The sequence below is a fragment of the Asanoa sp. WMMD1127 genome, assembly GCF_029626225.1.
Lineage (GTDB): Bacteria > Actinomycetota > Actinomycetes > Mycobacteriales > Micromonosporaceae > Asanoa.
In genome coordinates, this window is record NZ_JARUBP010000001.1 from 4,544,243 (window position 1) to 4,558,896 (window position 14,654).

General features: G+C 72.6%; 15 protein-coding genes and 1 riboswitch. Of the genes, 10 read left to right on the top strand and 5 right to left on the bottom strand.

The features are described from left to right. Nucleotides 1–25 precede the first annotated feature (25 nt). Genes def through O7635_RS21715 form a run of 3 tightly spaced genes read left to right on the top strand, consistent with a single transcriptional unit; the run spans nucleotide 26 to nucleotide 3,002 of the window. A complete protein-coding gene (gene def, locus O7635_RS21705) occupies nucleotides 26–589 on the top strand; it encodes a peptide deformylase (protein ID WP_278082286.1) in 564 nt (187 codons plus the stop codon). Then, complete coding sequence (gene fmt / locus O7635_RS21710) at nucleotides 589–1,515, top strand: methionyl-tRNA formyltransferase (RefSeq protein WP_278082287.1); 927 nt, start codon at nucleotides 589–591, stop codon at nucleotides 1,513–1,515. The genes def and fmt overlap by 1 nt, the downstream gene beginning before the upstream one ends. 8 nt (nucleotides 1,516–1,523) lie before the next feature. Continuing rightward, the gene (locus O7635_RS21715; protein WP_278085547.1) at nucleotides 1,524–3,002 is read left to right on the top strand and encodes a transcription antitermination factor NusB; all 1,479 of its coding nucleotides are present in this window, start codon (nucleotides 1,524–1,526) and stop codon (nucleotides 3,000–3,002) included. Here O7635_RS21715 and O7635_RS21720 read toward each other — a convergent pair. Further along, nucleotides 2,995–3,879, bottom strand: a complete 885-nt coding sequence (locus O7635_RS21720) for a septum formation family protein (RefSeq protein ID WP_278082288.1) — start codon at nucleotides 3,877–3,879, stop codon at nucleotides 2,995–2,997. The two genes, O7635_RS21715 and O7635_RS21720, sit on opposite strands and share 8 nt — an antisense overlap. A 73-nt stretch (nucleotides 3,880–3,952) precedes the next feature. Here O7635_RS21720 and rpe point away from each other — a divergent pair, with 73 nt between their 5' ends. The 6 genes from rpe to ribH all read left to right on the top strand — a co-directional run bounded on the left by rpe (nucleotide 3,953) and on the right by ribH (nucleotide 9,447). After that, nucleotides 3,953–4,633: a ribulose-phosphate 3-epimerase gene (gene rpe, locus O7635_RS21725; RefSeq protein ID WP_278082289.1), complete on the top strand. Its 681-nt coding sequence runs from the start codon at nucleotides 3,953–3,955 to the stop codon at nucleotides 4,631–4,633. A 73-nt stretch (nucleotides 4,634–4,706) separates the two neighbouring features. Next, nucleotides 4,707–5,684 carry a response regulator gene (locus tag O7635_RS21730; RefSeq protein WP_278082290.1) on the top strand — a complete coding sequence of 326 codons (978 nt, stop codon included), beginning with the start codon at nucleotides 4,707–4,709 and terminating at the stop codon, nucleotides 5,682–5,684. 102 nt (nucleotides 5,685–5,786) lie between these two features. Further along, a riboswitch (FMN riboswitch) is annotated at nucleotides 5,787–5,963 on the top strand. A 121-nt stretch (nucleotides 5,964–6,084) separates the two neighbouring features. Beyond that, the gene (gene ribD, locus O7635_RS21735) at nucleotides 6,085–7,149 is read left to right on the top strand and encodes a bifunctional diaminohydroxyphosphoribosylaminopyrimidine deaminase/5-amino-6-(5-phosphoribosylamino)uracil reductase RibD (RefSeq protein ID WP_278082291.1); all 1,065 of its coding nucleotides are present in this window, start codon (nucleotides 6,085–6,087) and stop codon (nucleotides 7,147–7,149) included. A 5-nt stretch (nucleotides 7,150–7,154) separates the two neighbouring features. Beyond that, entirely contained in the window at nucleotides 7,155–7,751 is a 597-nt protein-coding gene (locus O7635_RS21740; RefSeq protein ID WP_278082292.1) for a riboflavin synthase, read from the top strand. Beyond that, nucleotides 7,748–8,980: a bifunctional 3,4-dihydroxy-2-butanone-4-phosphate synthase/GTP cyclohydrolase II gene (locus O7635_RS21745; protein WP_278082293.1), complete on the top strand. Its 1,233-nt coding sequence runs from the start codon at nucleotides 7,748–7,750 to the stop codon at nucleotides 8,978–8,980. Before O7635_RS21740 ends, O7635_RS21745 begins: the two co-directional genes overlap by 4 nt. Continuing rightward, nucleotides 8,980–9,447 (top strand): 6,7-dimethyl-8-ribityllumazine synthase, encoded by a 468-nt coding sequence (gene ribH / locus O7635_RS21750; RefSeq protein ID WP_278082294.1) that lies wholly within the window; start codon nucleotides 8,980–8,982, stop codon nucleotides 9,445–9,447. The genes O7635_RS21745 and ribH overlap by 1 nt, the downstream gene beginning before the upstream one ends. Here ribH and O7635_RS21755 read toward each other — a convergent pair. The 4 genes from O7635_RS21755 to O7635_RS21770 form a co-directional block, all read right to left on the bottom strand. Then, on the bottom strand, nucleotides 9,444–10,535 hold the full coding sequence (locus O7635_RS21755; RefSeq protein ID WP_278080110.1) for an IS630 family transposase: 1,092 nt from the start codon (nucleotides 10,533–10,535) through the stop codon (nucleotides 9,444–9,446). The genes ribH and O7635_RS21755 overlap by 4 nt on opposite strands. A gap of 43 nt (nucleotides 10,536–10,578) precedes the next feature. Then, entirely contained in the window at nucleotides 10,579–12,249 is a 1,671-nt protein-coding gene (locus tag O7635_RS21760) for an MOSC and FAD-binding oxidoreductase domain-containing protein (protein WP_278082295.1), read from the bottom strand. Between the two features lie 89 nt (nucleotides 12,250–12,338). Then, nucleotides 12,339–13,043 (bottom strand): SDR family oxidoreductase, encoded by a 705-nt coding sequence (locus O7635_RS21765; RefSeq protein ID WP_278082296.1) that lies wholly within the window; start codon nucleotides 13,041–13,043, stop codon nucleotides 12,339–12,341. Continuing rightward, nucleotides 13,040–13,918 (bottom strand): DUF427 domain-containing protein, encoded by an 879-nt coding sequence (locus O7635_RS21770; RefSeq protein WP_278082297.1) that lies wholly within the window; start codon nucleotides 13,916–13,918, stop codon nucleotides 13,040–13,042. Before O7635_RS21770 ends, O7635_RS21765 begins: the two co-directional genes overlap by 4 nt. Nucleotides 13,919–14,004: 86 nt before the next feature. On the opposite strand from O7635_RS21770, the gene O7635_RS21775 reads away from it, so the two are divergent. Continuing rightward, nucleotides 14,005–14,604 (top strand): CGNR zinc finger domain-containing protein, encoded by a 600-nt coding sequence (locus O7635_RS21775; RefSeq protein ID WP_278082298.1) that lies wholly within the window; start codon nucleotides 14,005–14,007, stop codon nucleotides 14,602–14,604. The last annotated feature ends 50 nt before the right edge of the window (nucleotides 14,605–14,654 follow it).

Consider the following 14,654-nt stretch of genomic DNA (forward strand, 5'->3'; position numbering starts at 1 on the left):
GATTCGACCTAGCGAGGAGTTCCACGTGACCGTCCAGCCCATCCGTCTCTTCGGCGACCCCGTGCTACGTACGCCCGCGGATCCGGTCGTCGACTTCGACGCTGAGCTGCGCAAGTTGGTCACCGACCTCGTCGAGACCATGCAGGAGCAGTCCGGGGCCGGGCTCGCGGCGCCGCAGCTCGGCGTGGGCCTGCGGGTGTTCGCCTTCGACGTCGACGACGTGGTGGGCCACATCATCAACCCGACCGTCAGCTTCCCCGACGACGAGGAGCAGGACGGGCCCGAGGGGTGCCTGTCGATCCCCGGGATCTACGTCGACACCAAGCGCCGGCAGAACGTGGTGGCCACCGGCTTCAACCAGTTCGGCGATCCGATCAAGCTGGTCGGCAGTGGCCTGATGGCGCGCTGCGTGCAGCACGAGACCGACCACCTCGACGGCGTGCTCTTCCTCGACCGGCTCGACGCGGCCGCGCGCAAGGAAGCGATGAAGGAGATCCGCCAGGCCGAGTGGTACGACGCCGGCGCGCCGCCGGTGATCAAGTCCAGCCCGCACGGCGGCGTCGCGTTCGGCCTGGGCGGGGTGCGCTGATGCGGCTGGTCTTCGCCGGCACGCCGGCGGTGACGCTGCCGGCCCTCGACGCCATCGCCGACTCGTCCCACGAGCTGCTCGCCGTGGTCACCCGGCCCGACGCGCCCGCCGGCCGGGGCCGCCGCCTGGTCCGCTCGCCCGCCGGCGCCTGGGCCGACGAGCACGGAGTCGAGGTGCTGACCCCGGCCAAGCCGCGGGAGCCCGAGTTCCTGGAGCGGCTGCGCGACCTGGCGCCGGACTGCGTGCCGGTGGTCGCCTACGGCGCCCTGGTGCCGCCGGCCGCCCTCGAGATTCCCCGGCACGGCTGGGTCAACCTGCACTTCTCGCTGCTGCCGGCCTGGCGCGGCGCGGCGCCCGTCCAGCACGCCGTGCTGCACGGCGACGAGATCACCGGCGCCAGCGTGTTCGAGCTGGAGGCGGGCCTCGACACCGGCCCGGTCTACGGCACGCTGACCGACGAGATCCGCCCGACCGACACCTCCGGCGACCTGCTCGACCGGCTGGCCACCTCCGGCGCGGGCCTGCTGGTCGCCGTGCTCGACGCGATCGAGGCCGGCACCGCGCGGGCCGAGCCGCAGCCGGCCGACGGCGTGAGCCTCGCGCCCAAGCTGACCGTCGAGGACGCGATGGTGCGCTGGGACGAGCCCGCGTTCGCCGTCGACCGCCGGATCCGGGCGTGCACCCCGGCGCCCGGCGCGTGGACCACGTTCCGCGAGGACCGGGTCAAGCTGGGCCCGGTCCGGCCGGTCGCCAACGCTCCCGCCCTCAAACCCGGCGACCTGCTGGTCGACCGCACCGGCGTGCTGGTCGGCACGGCCACCACGCCGGTCGCCCTCGGCGAGGTGCGGGCCGCGGGCAAGCGGGCCATGCCGGCCGCCGACTGGGCGCGCGGCGTCCGGGTCGAGTCCAGCGAGCGTTTCGCGTGACCGCCGACCTGCGCGGCCACGACGGCCGTGGAAGCCACGACGACCGCCGCAACGAGCCCGGACGTGGCCGCGGCGGCCAGGGCCGGGATCGCCGCGACGACCGCCGCTCCCAGGGCGGCCGACGCAACACCATCGACCCGGCCCGCTCCGCCGCCTACGCCGCGGTCGCCGCCGTGCACCGCGACGACGCGTACGCCAACCTGGTCCTGCCGGCCATCCTGCGCGAGCGCGACGTCGACGGACGGGACGCCGCGTTCGCGACCGAGCTCACCTACGGCGCACTGCGCTCGCGCGGCACCCTCGACGCGGTGCTGGCCGCGGCGGCCGGCCGCGAGGTCGACCGGATCGACCCGCCGGCCCGTGACGCGCTGCGCCTGGGCGCCTACCAGATCCTCTACATGCGTGTGCCGGCCCACGCCGCCGTCTCGTCCACGGTCGACCTGGTCAAGGCGGTCGCTCCCGGCGCCACCGGTTTCGCCAACGCCGTCCTCCGCGAGATCACCACACGCGACCTCGACGCCTGGGTCGAGCGGCTCGCGCCCGACTACGCCACCGACCCGATCGGCAACCTCGCCCTGACCAACAGCCATCCGCAGTGGATCGTCCGGGCGTTCCAGGAGGCTCTCGGCGGCGACCTCGACGAAACCAACCGGCTGCTGATCGAGGACAACCAACCGCCGGCCGTGCAGCTCTGCGCCCGTCCGGGCCGGGTCGACGCGGTCGCGCTGGCCGACGAGGTGGGCGGCGCGCCGGGCGCGTTCTCGCCGTACGCCGTCTATCTGTCCGGCGGCGCCCCGGGCGACCTCGCCGCCATCCGTGACGGCCGCGCCCACGTGCAGGACGAGGGCTCGCAGCTGGTCGCCACCGCGCTGGTCGACGCGCCGGTCGAGGGCACCGACGCGCGCTGGCTCGACCTGTGCGCCGGCCCCGGTGGCAAGGCCGGCCTGCTCGCCGCGATCGCCGCCCAGCGCGGCGCCCACCTGACCGCGGTCGAGGTGGCCGCGCACCGGGCCGAGCTCGTGTCGAAGGCGGTGGCGGGCTTCCCCGCGACCGTGCTGCACACCGACGGCCGGACCGTCGGCCGCGACTCCGACCTGCCGGAGCAGGGCTTCGACCGGGTGCTGGTCGACGCGCCGTGCACGGGCCTGGGCGCGCTGCGCCGGCGGCCCGAGGCGCGCTGGCGCCGCCAGCCCAGCGACCTGCCGCCGCTGACCCGCCTCCAGCGCGAGCTGCTCACCGCGGCGCTGCGGGCGGTCCGCCCGGGCGGCGTGGTCGGCTACGTGACCTGCTCGCCGCACACGGTCGAGACGCACGTCTCGGTCACCGAGGGCACCCGCCGCTCCGACATCGCGGTCGACTTCGTCGACGCCCGCCCGCTGCTCCCGGCCGGCATGCCGGGCCTGGGCACCGGCCCGACGGTGCAGCTCTGGCCACACCGGCACGGCACGGACGCGATGTTCCTGGCCGTCCTGCGCCGGACTAGTTGACCGGCAGCAGCGAGGTGCCGCCGTTCTTGATCGACCGGGTGTACGTGCGGCCACTGTCCCAGGAGAAGCACTTCACGCCGCGGTTGCCCTGGTCCCACTCGGCCGCGGTCGGGTAGTAGTAGATCGTCCCGGTGCGGAACGCCAGGTTGCCGTCCTTGGGCAGCTTGGCGTAGGTGGCGACGGCGTTGAGGCACGCCTTGTGGATGGTCTCGCTGTCGTCGATGAAGGTCTTGTAGGCCTTGTCCGGCGCGTTGTAGACACCGACGAACTCGCTGCGGTGCGTCTTGGTGCAGCCGACGGCCACCATCTCCTGCACGATGTCCTTGGAGATCTTCGGCGTGAAGCAGCCGTAGTGCAGCGACGACGGCTTGGCCAGCGCGCCCTTCAGCGAGCCGTCCCGGGACGCCATGCTGGTGTCGTCGAGCGACCGGGTCTCCGCGATGTCGCAGCGGAACCACCGGGAGCCGCCCTGCCACGCCTCCGGCGCCGGGAGCACGAGGGTCAGCGCGAGCCGGGCGCCGCGCCAGTCGCCACCGAGGAAGGCGTTGGCCTTCGCGCCGCATTCGCCGTACGCCGTCTTGTAAGGCTTCTGACCGGGGGCCGGCGGCTTGGCGCCCGCGTCGCCGACCTCTCCGACGTGGACCGTCTCGGTCATGTGGGTGGTGGCGCAGTCGACCGGCGCGTAAGCGGCCAGGTAACCGGACTCCACCGCCGTGCTGTGGCAGACCTCGGCGGCCGGCACGAACGGCTTGGGCTCGCTGATCGGCCGCCAGTCGTCGCTGAGGTCGCCGTCGACGCCGGCGGGGTTGCCGCCGCAGCCCGCGAGCGCGAGCGCAGCCACGAGGCCCGCCAGGCCCACCGTCCACCAGCGTCGCATCCGCTCATCCCTCCCCAGGGCCGGGTCGAGGGCAACCCTACGGGGATCGGCCAAGGCTTCGTACACTGGCCCGGTGACCCGACCGTCGCCGATCGTCGCCCCCAGCATCCTCGCCGCCGACTTCGCCCGGCTCGCCGACGAGGTCCACGTGGTCGAAGGGGAGGCCGACTGGTTGCACATCGACGTCATGGACAACCATTTCGTGCCCAACCTGACGATCGGCCTGCCCGTCGTGCAGAGCCTGCGCCCGGTCACCCAGCTGCCGTTCGACGTGCACCTGATGATCGACGAGCCGCGCCGGTGGGCGCCGGCCTACGCCGACGCGGGCGCCTACAACGTCACCTTCCACGTCGAGGCCAGTGAGAACCCGGTCGCGCTGGCCAAGGACCTGCGGGCCGCCGGCGCCAAGGCCGGCCTGGCGATCGACCGGGACACCCCGATCGAGCCCTACCTCGAGCTGCTGCCCAGCTTCGACACGCTGCTGGTGATGACCATCAAGGCCGGCTTCGGCGGCCAGCGCTTCCTGCCCGACCTGCTGGAGAAGGTGCGCAAGGTCCGCACGGCCCGGGAGAGCGGCCATCTGGAGCTGCGCATCGAGGTCGACGGCGGGATCGCCGCCGACACGATCGAGCAGGCGGCGGAGGCCGGCGCCGACGCGTTCGTCGCGGGCACCGCGGTCTACGGCGCCGACGACCCGGCCGCCGCGATCCGCCATCTGCGGTCGCTGGCCACCGGGGCCGGGGCACGGCCATGAGCGAGCGGAGCGAGCGAATCAGCCGGCTCAGCGCGCCGAGGGAATGGTCTGCCACGCGAAGCGGGGCACGGCCATGAGCGAGCGGGACCAGGTCGCCCTGGAGCCGGTCAACCGGCTCGGGCTGATCCTGATCGTCGACGACGACGAAGATATCGCCCGGTTCGTCGGGATCAGTCTCAAGCTGCACGGGTTCGACGTGATGCACGCCCGCGACGGTCAGGAGGCGCTGGAGCTGATCGAGCGGATCCGGCCGGACCTGTGCGTGGTCGACCTGATGATGCCCCGCATCGACGGCGTCGAGCTGACCCAACGGCTGCGCGCCGACCCGATGAACGCCGCTCTGCCGATCATCATGCTGACCGCCAAGGGGCTGACCGTCGACAAGGTGCACGGGCTGCGGGCGGGCGCCGACGACTACATGGTCAAGCCGTTCGACACGTCCGAGCTCGTCGCCCGGGTCGAGTCGACGCTGCGCCGCAACCGGGAATACCGCGAGGTCTCGCCGCTGACCGGCCTGCCCGGCAACACCCGGATCAGCCGCGAGATCACCGACCGGGTGCGCAACGGGGCCGACTACGCGGTCGCCTACATCGACATCGACCGGTTCAAGAGCGTCAACGACGTCTACGGCTTCGGCCGCGGCGACGAGTTCATCGGCGCGCTGGCCCGCAGCCTGCACCGGGCGGTCACCGTGGCCGGCCTGCCGCCCGCGTTCCTCGGCCACATCGGCGGCGACGACTTCGTGATCGTCTGCGCCCCGCCGCAGGTCCGGCCGCTGGCCGAGCAGGCCGTGCTCGACTTCGAGAAGACCACCGACGGGCTCTACGACGAGCGCGACGCCGCCCGTGGCTACGTCGAGGTGCGCGACCGGCGCAACAACATCCAGCGGGCGGCCCTGGTCACCCTCTCCATCGGGGTGGCCCTGTCCAGCGGCGACCGCCGGTTCAACGACCCGCGCGAGATCATCGCCCTGGCCAACGAGATGAAGAGCGTGGCGAAGAGCCAGCCCGGCTCGTACGTGGCCGTCGACCGCCGCCTCGCTCCGGGGTGACCGGTTTGTCCGGCGGTGTCCGTGGCCGGCGCCGCATGTGAGGTAGGTCGCCTGTCGATCGCCGTTCCGCCGATTGCGTGTAAGACTTAACCCCAACCCACCACGCGCTGGCGGGACTCGGTGAAATTCCGAACCGGCGGTGATCCGCGGGGCCTGGCCCCCGGTAAGCCCGCGACCCGGTCGAGGAACCTCTCGAACGGTGGACCTGGTGAGAATCCGGGGCCGACGGTTGGGCAGCCACTTCGGCCGCCCAGACAGTCCGGATGGGAGACAGCGCGAGGGCGGATGGCCGCGCCGTTCCCAGGCGCCGCCGTCGGGCGGCCTGACGCCGTCCCGAGCCGCGCTCCTGCCTGCCTCCACCTCGCCCGCGCTGACCACGGCGCACGGGAAGGGAACGGGCATGGCGAGCGGCGTCTCCGTCGACGAGGCGATGCGGCGCGCGATTGCGCTCGGGGCACGCGGCCTCGGCACCACGAGTCCCAACCCCGTCGTGGGTTGTGTGCTGCTCGACGCCGAGGGCGAGGTGGTCGGCGAGGGCTTCCACGCGTACGCCGGCGGCCCGCACGCCGAGATCGTCGCGCTCGCGCAGGCCGGCGACCGGGCCCGCGGCGGCACCGCGATCGTCACCCTGGAGCCCTGCAACCACACCGGCCGCACCGGCCCCTGCACCCGTGCCCTCATCAACGCGGGCGTGGCCAAGGTCGTCGTCGGCGTGGCGGACCCGGACCCGGTCGCCCGCGGCGGCGCCGAGACCCTGCGGGCCGCGGGCGTCGAGGTCCAGATGGGCGTACGCGAGGACGAGGCCGAGGCCGGCAACATCGCCTGGCTGACCAGCGTGCGCCGGGGCTGGCCCTACGTGACCTGGAAGTACGCCGCCACCCTCGACGGCCGGTCCGCAGCCGCCGACGGCACCAGCATGTGGATCACCTCCGAGGCCGCCCGCATGGACGTGCACGCGCTGCGCTGTGCGAGCGACGCCGTCATGGTCGGCATCGGCACCGTGCTCGCCGACGACCCCCGGCTGACCGCCCGCAACCTGCGCGACGGCTCGCTGGCGATCCGGCAGCCGCTGCGGGTCGTGGTGGACAGCGCCGGGCGTACGCCGGTCGACGCCAAGGTCCGCGACAGCGCCGCGCCGACCTGGGTCGCCACCGCCGCGGCGGTCGGCGCGGGTCCGGACGGGCACGTCGACCTGCAGGCGCTGCTCGCGGCCCTGCACACCCGCGGCGTCCGCTCGGTGCTGCTGGAGGGCGGCCCGCGACTGGCCGGCGCGTTCCTCGCCGCCGGGCTGGTCGACAAGGTGGTCGGCTACGTCGCGCCCAAGCTGCTCGGCGCCGGCACCTCCGCGCTCGCCGACGCGGGCGTCTCCACCATCGCCGAGGTCATCGACCTCGACCTCACCGATGTCACGCGGGTCGGCCCTGACCTGCGGTTCACCGCTGTGCCACGCAAGAAGGAGGGCTGACCCGCATGTTCACCGGCATCATCGAGGAGCTCGGCGAGATGGTCGGCTGGACCGCGACCGGCGACGACTCCGGCCTGATCGCGATCCGCGGCAAGACCGTCGTCGACGACCTGAAGCACGGCGACTCGATCTCGGTCAACGGTGTCTGCCTGACCGCGGTCGAGATCTCCGCCGACGGCTTCACCGCCGACGTGATGGGCGAGACGCTGCGCCGCTCGTCGCTCGGCGAGCTGCACCCCGGCGACCCCGTCAACCTGGAACGGGCCGCCCGGCTCGACAGCCGGCTCGGCGGCCACCTCGTGCAGGGGCACGTCGACGGCGTCGCCCGGATCGTCGGCCGTGAGCCCGCCGAGCAGTGGACCACCGTCCGGTTCGAGCTGCCGGCCGCCATTCGCCGTTACGTCGTGGAGAAGGGCTCGATCACGGTCGACGGCGTCTCGCTGACCGTGATGGAGGCGGGCGCCGACACGTTCTCGGTCGGCCTGATCCCGACCACGCTGTCGCTCACCACACTCGGTCACAAGCAGATCGGCGACCTGGTCAACCTCGAGGTCGACGTGATCGCGAAATATGTCGAACGGCTCCTGGGGGAGAGGTCATGACGCTGTCCACAGTGGAAGGGGCCGTCGCCGCGATCGCGGCGGGCCGGCCGGTCGTGGTCGTCGACGACGAGGACCGCGAGAACGAGGGCGACCTCATCTTCGCCGCCGAGCTGGCGACGCCGGAGCTGCTCGCGTTCACGGTCCGCTGGACGTCCGGCTACATCTGCGCGCCGATCACCGAGGAAGAGGCCGACCGCCTCGAGCTGCCGCCGATGTACCACACCAACCAGGACCGGCGCGGGACCGCGTACACGGTGACCGTCGACGCCCGCGAGGGTGTCTCCACCGGCATCTCGGCCGCGGACCGCGCGCACACGATCCGGCTGCTGGCCTCGCCGGAGACGACCGCGACCGACCTGTCCCGGCCCGGCCACGTGGTGCCGCTGCGCGCCAAGGCCGGCGGCGTGCTGCGCCGGCCCGGCCACACCGAGGCGGCGGTCGACCTCGCGGTGCTGGCCGGCCTGCGGCCGGCGGGCGTGCTGTGCGAGCTCGTCAACGACGACGGCACCATGATGCGCCTGCCCGACCTGGAGAAGTTCGCGGCCGAGCACGGCCTGCCGCTCATCTCCATCGCCGACCTGATCGCCTACCGGCGGCACCACGAGAAGCAGGTCGAGCGGGTCGTGGAGACGCGGATCCCGACCGAGCACGGCGTGTTCACCGCCTACGGCTACCGCTCCACCCACGACTCGGCCGAGCACGTGGCGATGGTCTACGGCGACCTCGACGACGGTGCCGACGTGCTGGTCCGGGTGCACTCTGAATGCCTCACCGGCGACGTGTTCGGCTCACTGCGCTGCGACTGCGGCCCGCAGCTCAACGCGGCGCTGGCCCGGGTCGCGGCCGAGGGCCGTGGCGTCGTGCTCTACATGCGGGGCCACGAGGGGCGGGGCATCGGCCTGCTGCACAAGCTGCAGGCCTACCAGCTGCAGGACCTGGGCCGCGACACCGTCGACGCCAACCTCGACCTGGGCCTGCCGGCCGACGCCCGCGACTACGGCACCGGCGCGCAGATCCTCTACGACCTCGGCGTGCGCTCGATGCGCCTGCTGACGAACAACCCGGCCAAGCGGGCGGGCCTGGAGGGCTACGGGCTGACGATCGTCGGCCGCGAGGGCCTGCCGGTGCGCCCGCACCCCGAGAACGTCCGCTACCTGCGGACCAAGCGCGACCGAATGGGACACCTGATCGACGCCCTCGACGACGTCGACACGGCGGAGGGATTCTGATGGCGGGTTTCGGCGAACCGGACGTGGCCACTGTGGACGCATCGGGCCTGACGGTGGGCATCGTGGCGGCCCGCTGGCACGCGGAGCTGACGGACCACATGGTCGACCGCGCGGTGGCCGCGGCCAAGGCCTCGGCCGTCGCGGACGTGGCGGTGGCCCGGGTCGCGGGCTCGGTCGAGATCCCGGTGGTGGCCCAGGCGCTGGCGAAGAAGTACGACGTCGTGGTCGCCCTCGGCGTCGTCATCCGCGGCGCGACGGCCCACTTCGACTACGTCTGCCGGTCGGTGACGGACGGCCTGACCCGGGTCGCCCTCGACACGGGCAAGCCGGTCGCGCACGGCGTGCTCACGGTGAACACCCTGGAGCAGGCGCAGGACCGGGCAGGCCTGCCGGGCTCGGCGGAGGACAAGGGCTGGGCGGCCACCATCGCCGCCCTCGACGCCGCCCTGGCCATCCGCGCTCTCTAGTGTCGTGAGTCGTTAATTCGAGTGCAGTAGCGGGCGATGGATTCGAGGATCTGGTCGGCGGTCTTGGTCCAGACGTAGGGCTTGGGGTTGTCGTTCCAGGTTCCGATCCATTCGCGGATGTCTTTGTTGAGGGCGCGGACCGAGCGGTGGGTTCCGCGTTGGAGTTTCTTGGTGGTCAGTTCGCCGAACCAGCGCTCGACGAGGTTGAGCCAGGATGAGCTGGTCGGGGTGAAGTGCAGGACGAAGCGAGGGTGGGCCGCCAGCCAGCGTTTGATCGCTGGTGTCTTGTGTGTGGAGGCGTTGTCCAGGACCAGGTGGACCTGTAGGTCCGCGGGGACTTCCCGGTCGAGGGTGGTCAGAAACTTGCGGAACTCGATCGCCCGGTGTCGGGCGTGCAACGAGCCGATCACCTTGCCGGTGGTCAGGTCCAGGGCGGCGTAGAGGCTGGAGGTGCCGGCGCGGATGTAGTCGTGACTGGCCCTGGCGGGTGTGCCGGGCAGCATTGGTAGGACCGGCGCGGTCCGGTCGAGGGCTTGGATCTGAGACTTTTCGTCGACGCAGAGCACGACCGCCCGTTCCGGCGGGTCCAAGTAGAGACCGACCACGTCGCGGACCTTGTCAATGAATTGCGGGTCTTTCGACAGCTTCCACGAGTCCTGCCGGTGCGGCTGCAGCCCGAACGCCCGCCAGATCCGCGATACCGCCGTCTGTGACAGGCCGACCTGCGCGGCCAGCGACCGGGTCGACCAGTGCGTGGCGTCCTTCGGCGTGGTCTCCAACGTCGTGGTGATGACGCGCTCGACGTCGGTGTCGGTGACCGTGCGCGGCCGGCCCGGCCGCGGCTCGTCCAACAACCCGTCGAGCCGGTCGACCGCGAACCGATTACGCCACTTCTTCACCGTGTTCCGCGAGATCCCCAGACGCTGCGCGATCTGGCCGTTCGACTCGCCGGGACCATCGGCACAGGCCAGCACGACCCGTGACCGCGCCGCCAAAGCCTGCGCACTGGTCGGCCTTCGTGACCAGGTAACCAACTGCTCACGCTCGTCATCAGTGAGCACGATCGACACTGCTATCGGAGACGGCATACGACCACCGTACCCACTGACAACGATTTAACGACTCAGGACACTAGAGGTCCAGCACCACTTCGCCGCGGGGGCGGGAGCAGCAGATCAGGGTGTTGCCCGGTCCCGCGGGTTCGAGGGGCTCCGGGTCGAAGGTGACGGCGCCCGAGAGCAGGCCGGTTTCGCAGGTGTGGCAGACGCCCGTGCGGCAGGACCAGCGGGTCGGGACGTCGCACGCCTCGGCCAGCTCCAGCAGTGAACGGCCGTCGTCGGGCATGGGCACGGTCAGGCCGCTGCGGGCGAACGTGACCGCCGGCCCGGTGCCGGGCTCGCCGGGCGGTGGGTGCGGAGAGCGGCGGTTCGCGTCGGTGATGCCGGGGTTGATGGCGGCGCGGGCCGCGAAGAACTCCGTCTTCACCCGGTCGGGCTTGAGACCCACGTCGACCAGCGCGGCCCGCACATCGTCCATGAAGGACTCCGGACCGCAGACGTACGCGTCGGCGTCCGTCGGCAACCCCATGGACTCCAGCACGCCGGCCGTCAGTCGGGTCTGCGTCGAGTAGTAGACGTGCTCCTGCGCGTTCGGCAGCTTCGCCAGCAGTCCTTGGATCTCCGGGCCGAACGCGTACTGGCGCTGGTCGTGGGTCGTGTGGATCCACCAAATCTGGCGGGTGTCGCCGTCGGCGGCCAGCCGGTGCAGCATCGCCAGCACCGGCGTCACGCCGATCCCGGCCGAGATCAGCAGGACCGGGTCGGTGCCGCCGGCCAGCGTGAACTCCCCGCGCGCCGCGGCGACGTCGAGCAGGGCGCCGGGCCGCAGGCGTTGCAGCGGGCCGCTGACCGCGCCGTGCTCCTCGCGCTTGACGCTGATGCGCCAGGCGGCCGGGTCGGAGAACGAGTACGAGCGCACGCCCGCGGCGACCTTCACCGTCAGGTACTGGCCGGCCTCGGCCGGCGGCAGCGGCCGGTCGTCGTCGGCGGCGAGGTAGATGGACGTGATCGAGTCGGTCTCGGCGACCATCCGGGCGACGCGCAGCTGGCGGAAGCCGGTCCACGGCGGCTCGTGGCCGACCGGGATCGGCGCGAGGCCACCGCCGCCGGCGAGCACCTCGCGGAACGAGGCCTGCCAGCCGGGGCTGAGCGCCGGGATGTCGAGGGCGGCGCGGATCCGGTCGTGGTCGGGATCCGGCAGGTAGAGCAGCGCGTCGACCTCCGCGACACTGACCTCGTGCGGGCCGACCCGGGTGCGGACGATCTCGTCGCCGGCGCCGACCGTACCCTCGGTGATCACCCGCAGGTAGAAGCCGGGCCGGTGGTGGCCGACGAGCAGCGCCGGCAGCCGCGGCTCGCCCAGCCGCATGCCGACCCGGAAGCAGGTCACCCGCGGCTGGCTGACCTCGAACTCGGCCTCGCCGATCCGGTAGCGGTCGCCGATGTGCACCTCGTCGTCGGACAGGCCGTCGACCGTGAAGTTCTCACCGAACGCGCCGTGGCCGCCCAGGTCCTTGGCGAAGAACCGCGACCAGTGCGCGTACGAGTCGGTCTGGTAGACCAGCACCGCCCGTTGCTCGCCGCCGTGCCCGTCGAGGTCGCCCTGGCCGTCGCCGTCGACGTTCAGTCGGCGCACCATCCGTCTCCCGCTCACCGGCGCCTTCCACACTCCGGTGTGGACGGTGCGGCCCTGCCACGCCACGTCCTTGGGCATCCCGACGTTGACCGACAACAGCGTCGCCATGTGCTTTCCCCCTGTCGCCAACGTAGATCGGTGGCAGCGGGCCGACAACGGGGGTCACCGCGGCCGGCCCACTCGCACGGTCGCACATGTCACACCAGCCGCTCGCCGCCGTCGAGACCCAGCGACACCCCGGTGAGGAACGTGTTCGTCAGCGCGAAGACGACCGCCTCGGCGACGTCGCCCGGCGTCCCGATCCGGCGGGCCGGGTTGGTCTTGCTGCGGCCCGCGTACAACTGCGCCTTCTTCTCGGGCCCCAGCGCGTCGTAGGCGCCCGAGTCGATCGTGCCCGGCGAGATCGCGTTGACCCGGATCGGCGCGAGCTCCACCGCGAGCGACCGGACGATCGCGTCCACGGCGCCGTTGGTCGCGGCCACGGCCAGCATGCCGGCGGCCGGCTTGACCGCGGTGGCGCCGGAGAACAGCAGGAACGAGCCGTCGGCCGGCATCTGGGTGGCGAAGTGCTTGGCGAGCAGGATCGCCCCGACCGCCTTGGTGCGCAACGAGAGCGCCACCACGTCGGGGTCGAGCTGGCCCACCGGCCCGCGGGCCCGGGCCGACGCGGTGCTCACCACGTGGTCGACGGCGCCGACCCGCTCGGCCAGGGCGGCCACGCTCGCCTCGTCGGTGACGTCGACGGTTTCGACCCGCACGTCCGGATAGGCGGCGGCGAGCGCTTCCGCGTCGCGGCCCGCGACCACCACGGACCCGCCCGCCTCGCGCACGGCGTCCGTCGCGGCCCGGGCGATGCCGCCACCGCGGCCGATCACCAGCACGGTCCGGTCCTTGAGTGTCATCGTGGTGCTCCCTCCTGGTGCAGGATCTCGTCGGGGTCGAGGCCGCGGTCGATGCCGTGCGGCACGACGGACTGGCCGGGCTCCAGCGCGAGCCGGCGGCCGTCCAGCCGCACCTCGATCAGATCGGGCTCGAACGAGACGAGATCGGCGACGGCCCGCACCTCCGGCCACGCCTCCCGGTAGGACCAGGCGGCCCGGCGGCGCCGGCCGATGTCGTAGTAGCTGGCCAACCCCTTGTAGGGGCAGAACGTCTGGCCGCCGACCTCGGTCAGCGCGGCGGGGTCGACGTCGGCACGCGGCACGTACCACCGGGGCGCGAAGCCCGACTCGTAGAGCACGAGCGGCCGGCTGGTGTCGGCGATCACCCGGTCGCCGTCGCGCACCTCGAGCCGGCGGGAGGTCCGCCGGACGTCGATCCGGTGGTACGGGTCGGCGGCGTGCCCGACGATCCGCTCGTCCTCCTCGTAGAACGCGTCCATCGGCCGCCAGGCGAACGCGACGCGGTCGGCCAGGTCCTTGGCGTGGTCGGGCAGCCCGACGAACTGCCAGGCCGCCCGGGGCGCGGTGCGGTCGCCGCCGCCGTGCACGGTGAACCAGGCCGTCGCGCCGAGGTCCGGATGGCTGGTGACCCGATCGGTCGGCTCGAGGGCGCCGGGCGTGACCGCCGCGGCGGGGAAGTAGGCCACCGGGTAGCGACCCGGCTCGTGCAGCAGCACGACGTCGTCGCTGTCGGCGATCCAGCTCCCGCCGAACCGCACCCGCATCCGCCGGCGCAGCCGTTCGGCGAAGAGCAACCGCTCCGGCAGGGGTTCGGGAACCAGGAACCGGCCCACCGGTCCGGCGGACAGCGGCCCCTGCTGCCAGGCAAGTCCCATGACGCACCTCCCTAATGCATAGTCCGACGCTAAAAGCATTAGTCTGGGTACGCAAGCCGTTCGGAGCTAATGGATAAGATTGCCCTGTGAGCATCAGTCTGGCCGACGTCCAGCGGGCCGGCTTCCCGATGGGAGGCGAGCCGCTGATCGCGCTCGACCTGGTGGACACCAAGATGCTGGTCACGGACCCGCCGCAGGACCTGATACCCGACGAGGCGACGGCGTCCGCCTGGTGGCGGGTGCAGTCGCCCCGCCTGCCCGCGGGTCCGCCGCCGGACCTGGCCGACACGCGCCGGTTGCGCACCGCGATCCGCGACCTGTTCGACGCGCACCTCGCGGGCCGTACGCCGGCGGCCGACTCGTTGGCCGCCGTCAACACGGCCGCGGCGGCGGTCCCGACCTCGCTAGGTCTGATCGCGGCGGGCGACGGCTACCGGGAGGAAACCCGCTGGCACACCGAGCACGGCGGCAACGCGGCCCTGGCCGCCACGGCCCGCGGCGCGATCGAACTGCTCGCCGACGAGACCCGCCTGACCCGCCTGCGCCGCTGCGCCAGCCCCACCTGCTCGATGCTCTTCCTGGCCGAGACCACCCGCCGCCAGTGGTGCACCCCCAACATATGCGGCAACCGGGCCCGGGTCGCCCGCCACTACCGGCGTGCGCACCAGCCGCCCTTCACAAACTGACAACGTCCCCGTTACATTGTCGTCTATCCATGGGAGCGCTCCCGGGACCT

Coding starts and splice junctions, on each gene's coding strand:
- fmt (WP_278082287.1), top strand. CDS start 589: ATGCGGCTGGTCTTCGCCGGCACGCCGGCGGTGACGCTGCCGGCCCTC.
- O7635_RS21720 (WP_278082288.1), bottom strand. CDS start 3,879: ATGCGACGCTGGTGGACGGTGGGCCTGGCGGGCCTCGTGGCTGCGCTC.
- O7635_RS21730 (WP_278082290.1), top strand. CDS start 4,707: ATGAGCGAGCGGGACCAGGTCGCCCTGGAGCCGGTCAACCGGCTCGGG.
- ribD (WP_278082291.1), top strand. CDS start 6,085: ATGGCGAGCGGCGTCTCCGTCGACGAGGCGATGCGGCGCGCGATTGCG.
- O7635_RS21740 (WP_278082292.1), top strand. CDS start 7,155: ATGTTCACCGGCATCATCGAGGAGCTCGGCGAGATGGTCGGCTGGACC.
- O7635_RS21745 (WP_278082293.1), top strand. CDS start 7,748: ATGACGCTGTCCACAGTGGAAGGGGCCGTCGCCGCGATCGCGGCGGGC.
- ribH (WP_278082294.1), top strand. CDS start 8,980: ATGGCGGGTTTCGGCGAACCGGACGTGGCCACTGTGGACGCATCGGGC.
- O7635_RS21755 (WP_278080110.1), bottom strand. CDS start 10,535: ATGCCGTCTCCGATAGCAGTGTCGATCGTGCTCACTGATGACGAGCGT.
- O7635_RS21760 (WP_278082295.1), bottom strand. CDS start 12,249: ATGGCGACGCTGTTGTCGGTCAACGTCGGGATGCCCAAGGACGTGGCG.
- O7635_RS21765 (WP_278082296.1), bottom strand. CDS start 13,043: ATGACACTCAAGGACCGGACCGTGCTGGTGATCGGCCGCGGTGGCGGC.
- O7635_RS21770 (WP_278082297.1), bottom strand. CDS start 13,918: ATGGGACTTGCCTGGCAGCAGGGGCCGCTGTCCGCCGGACCGGTGGGC.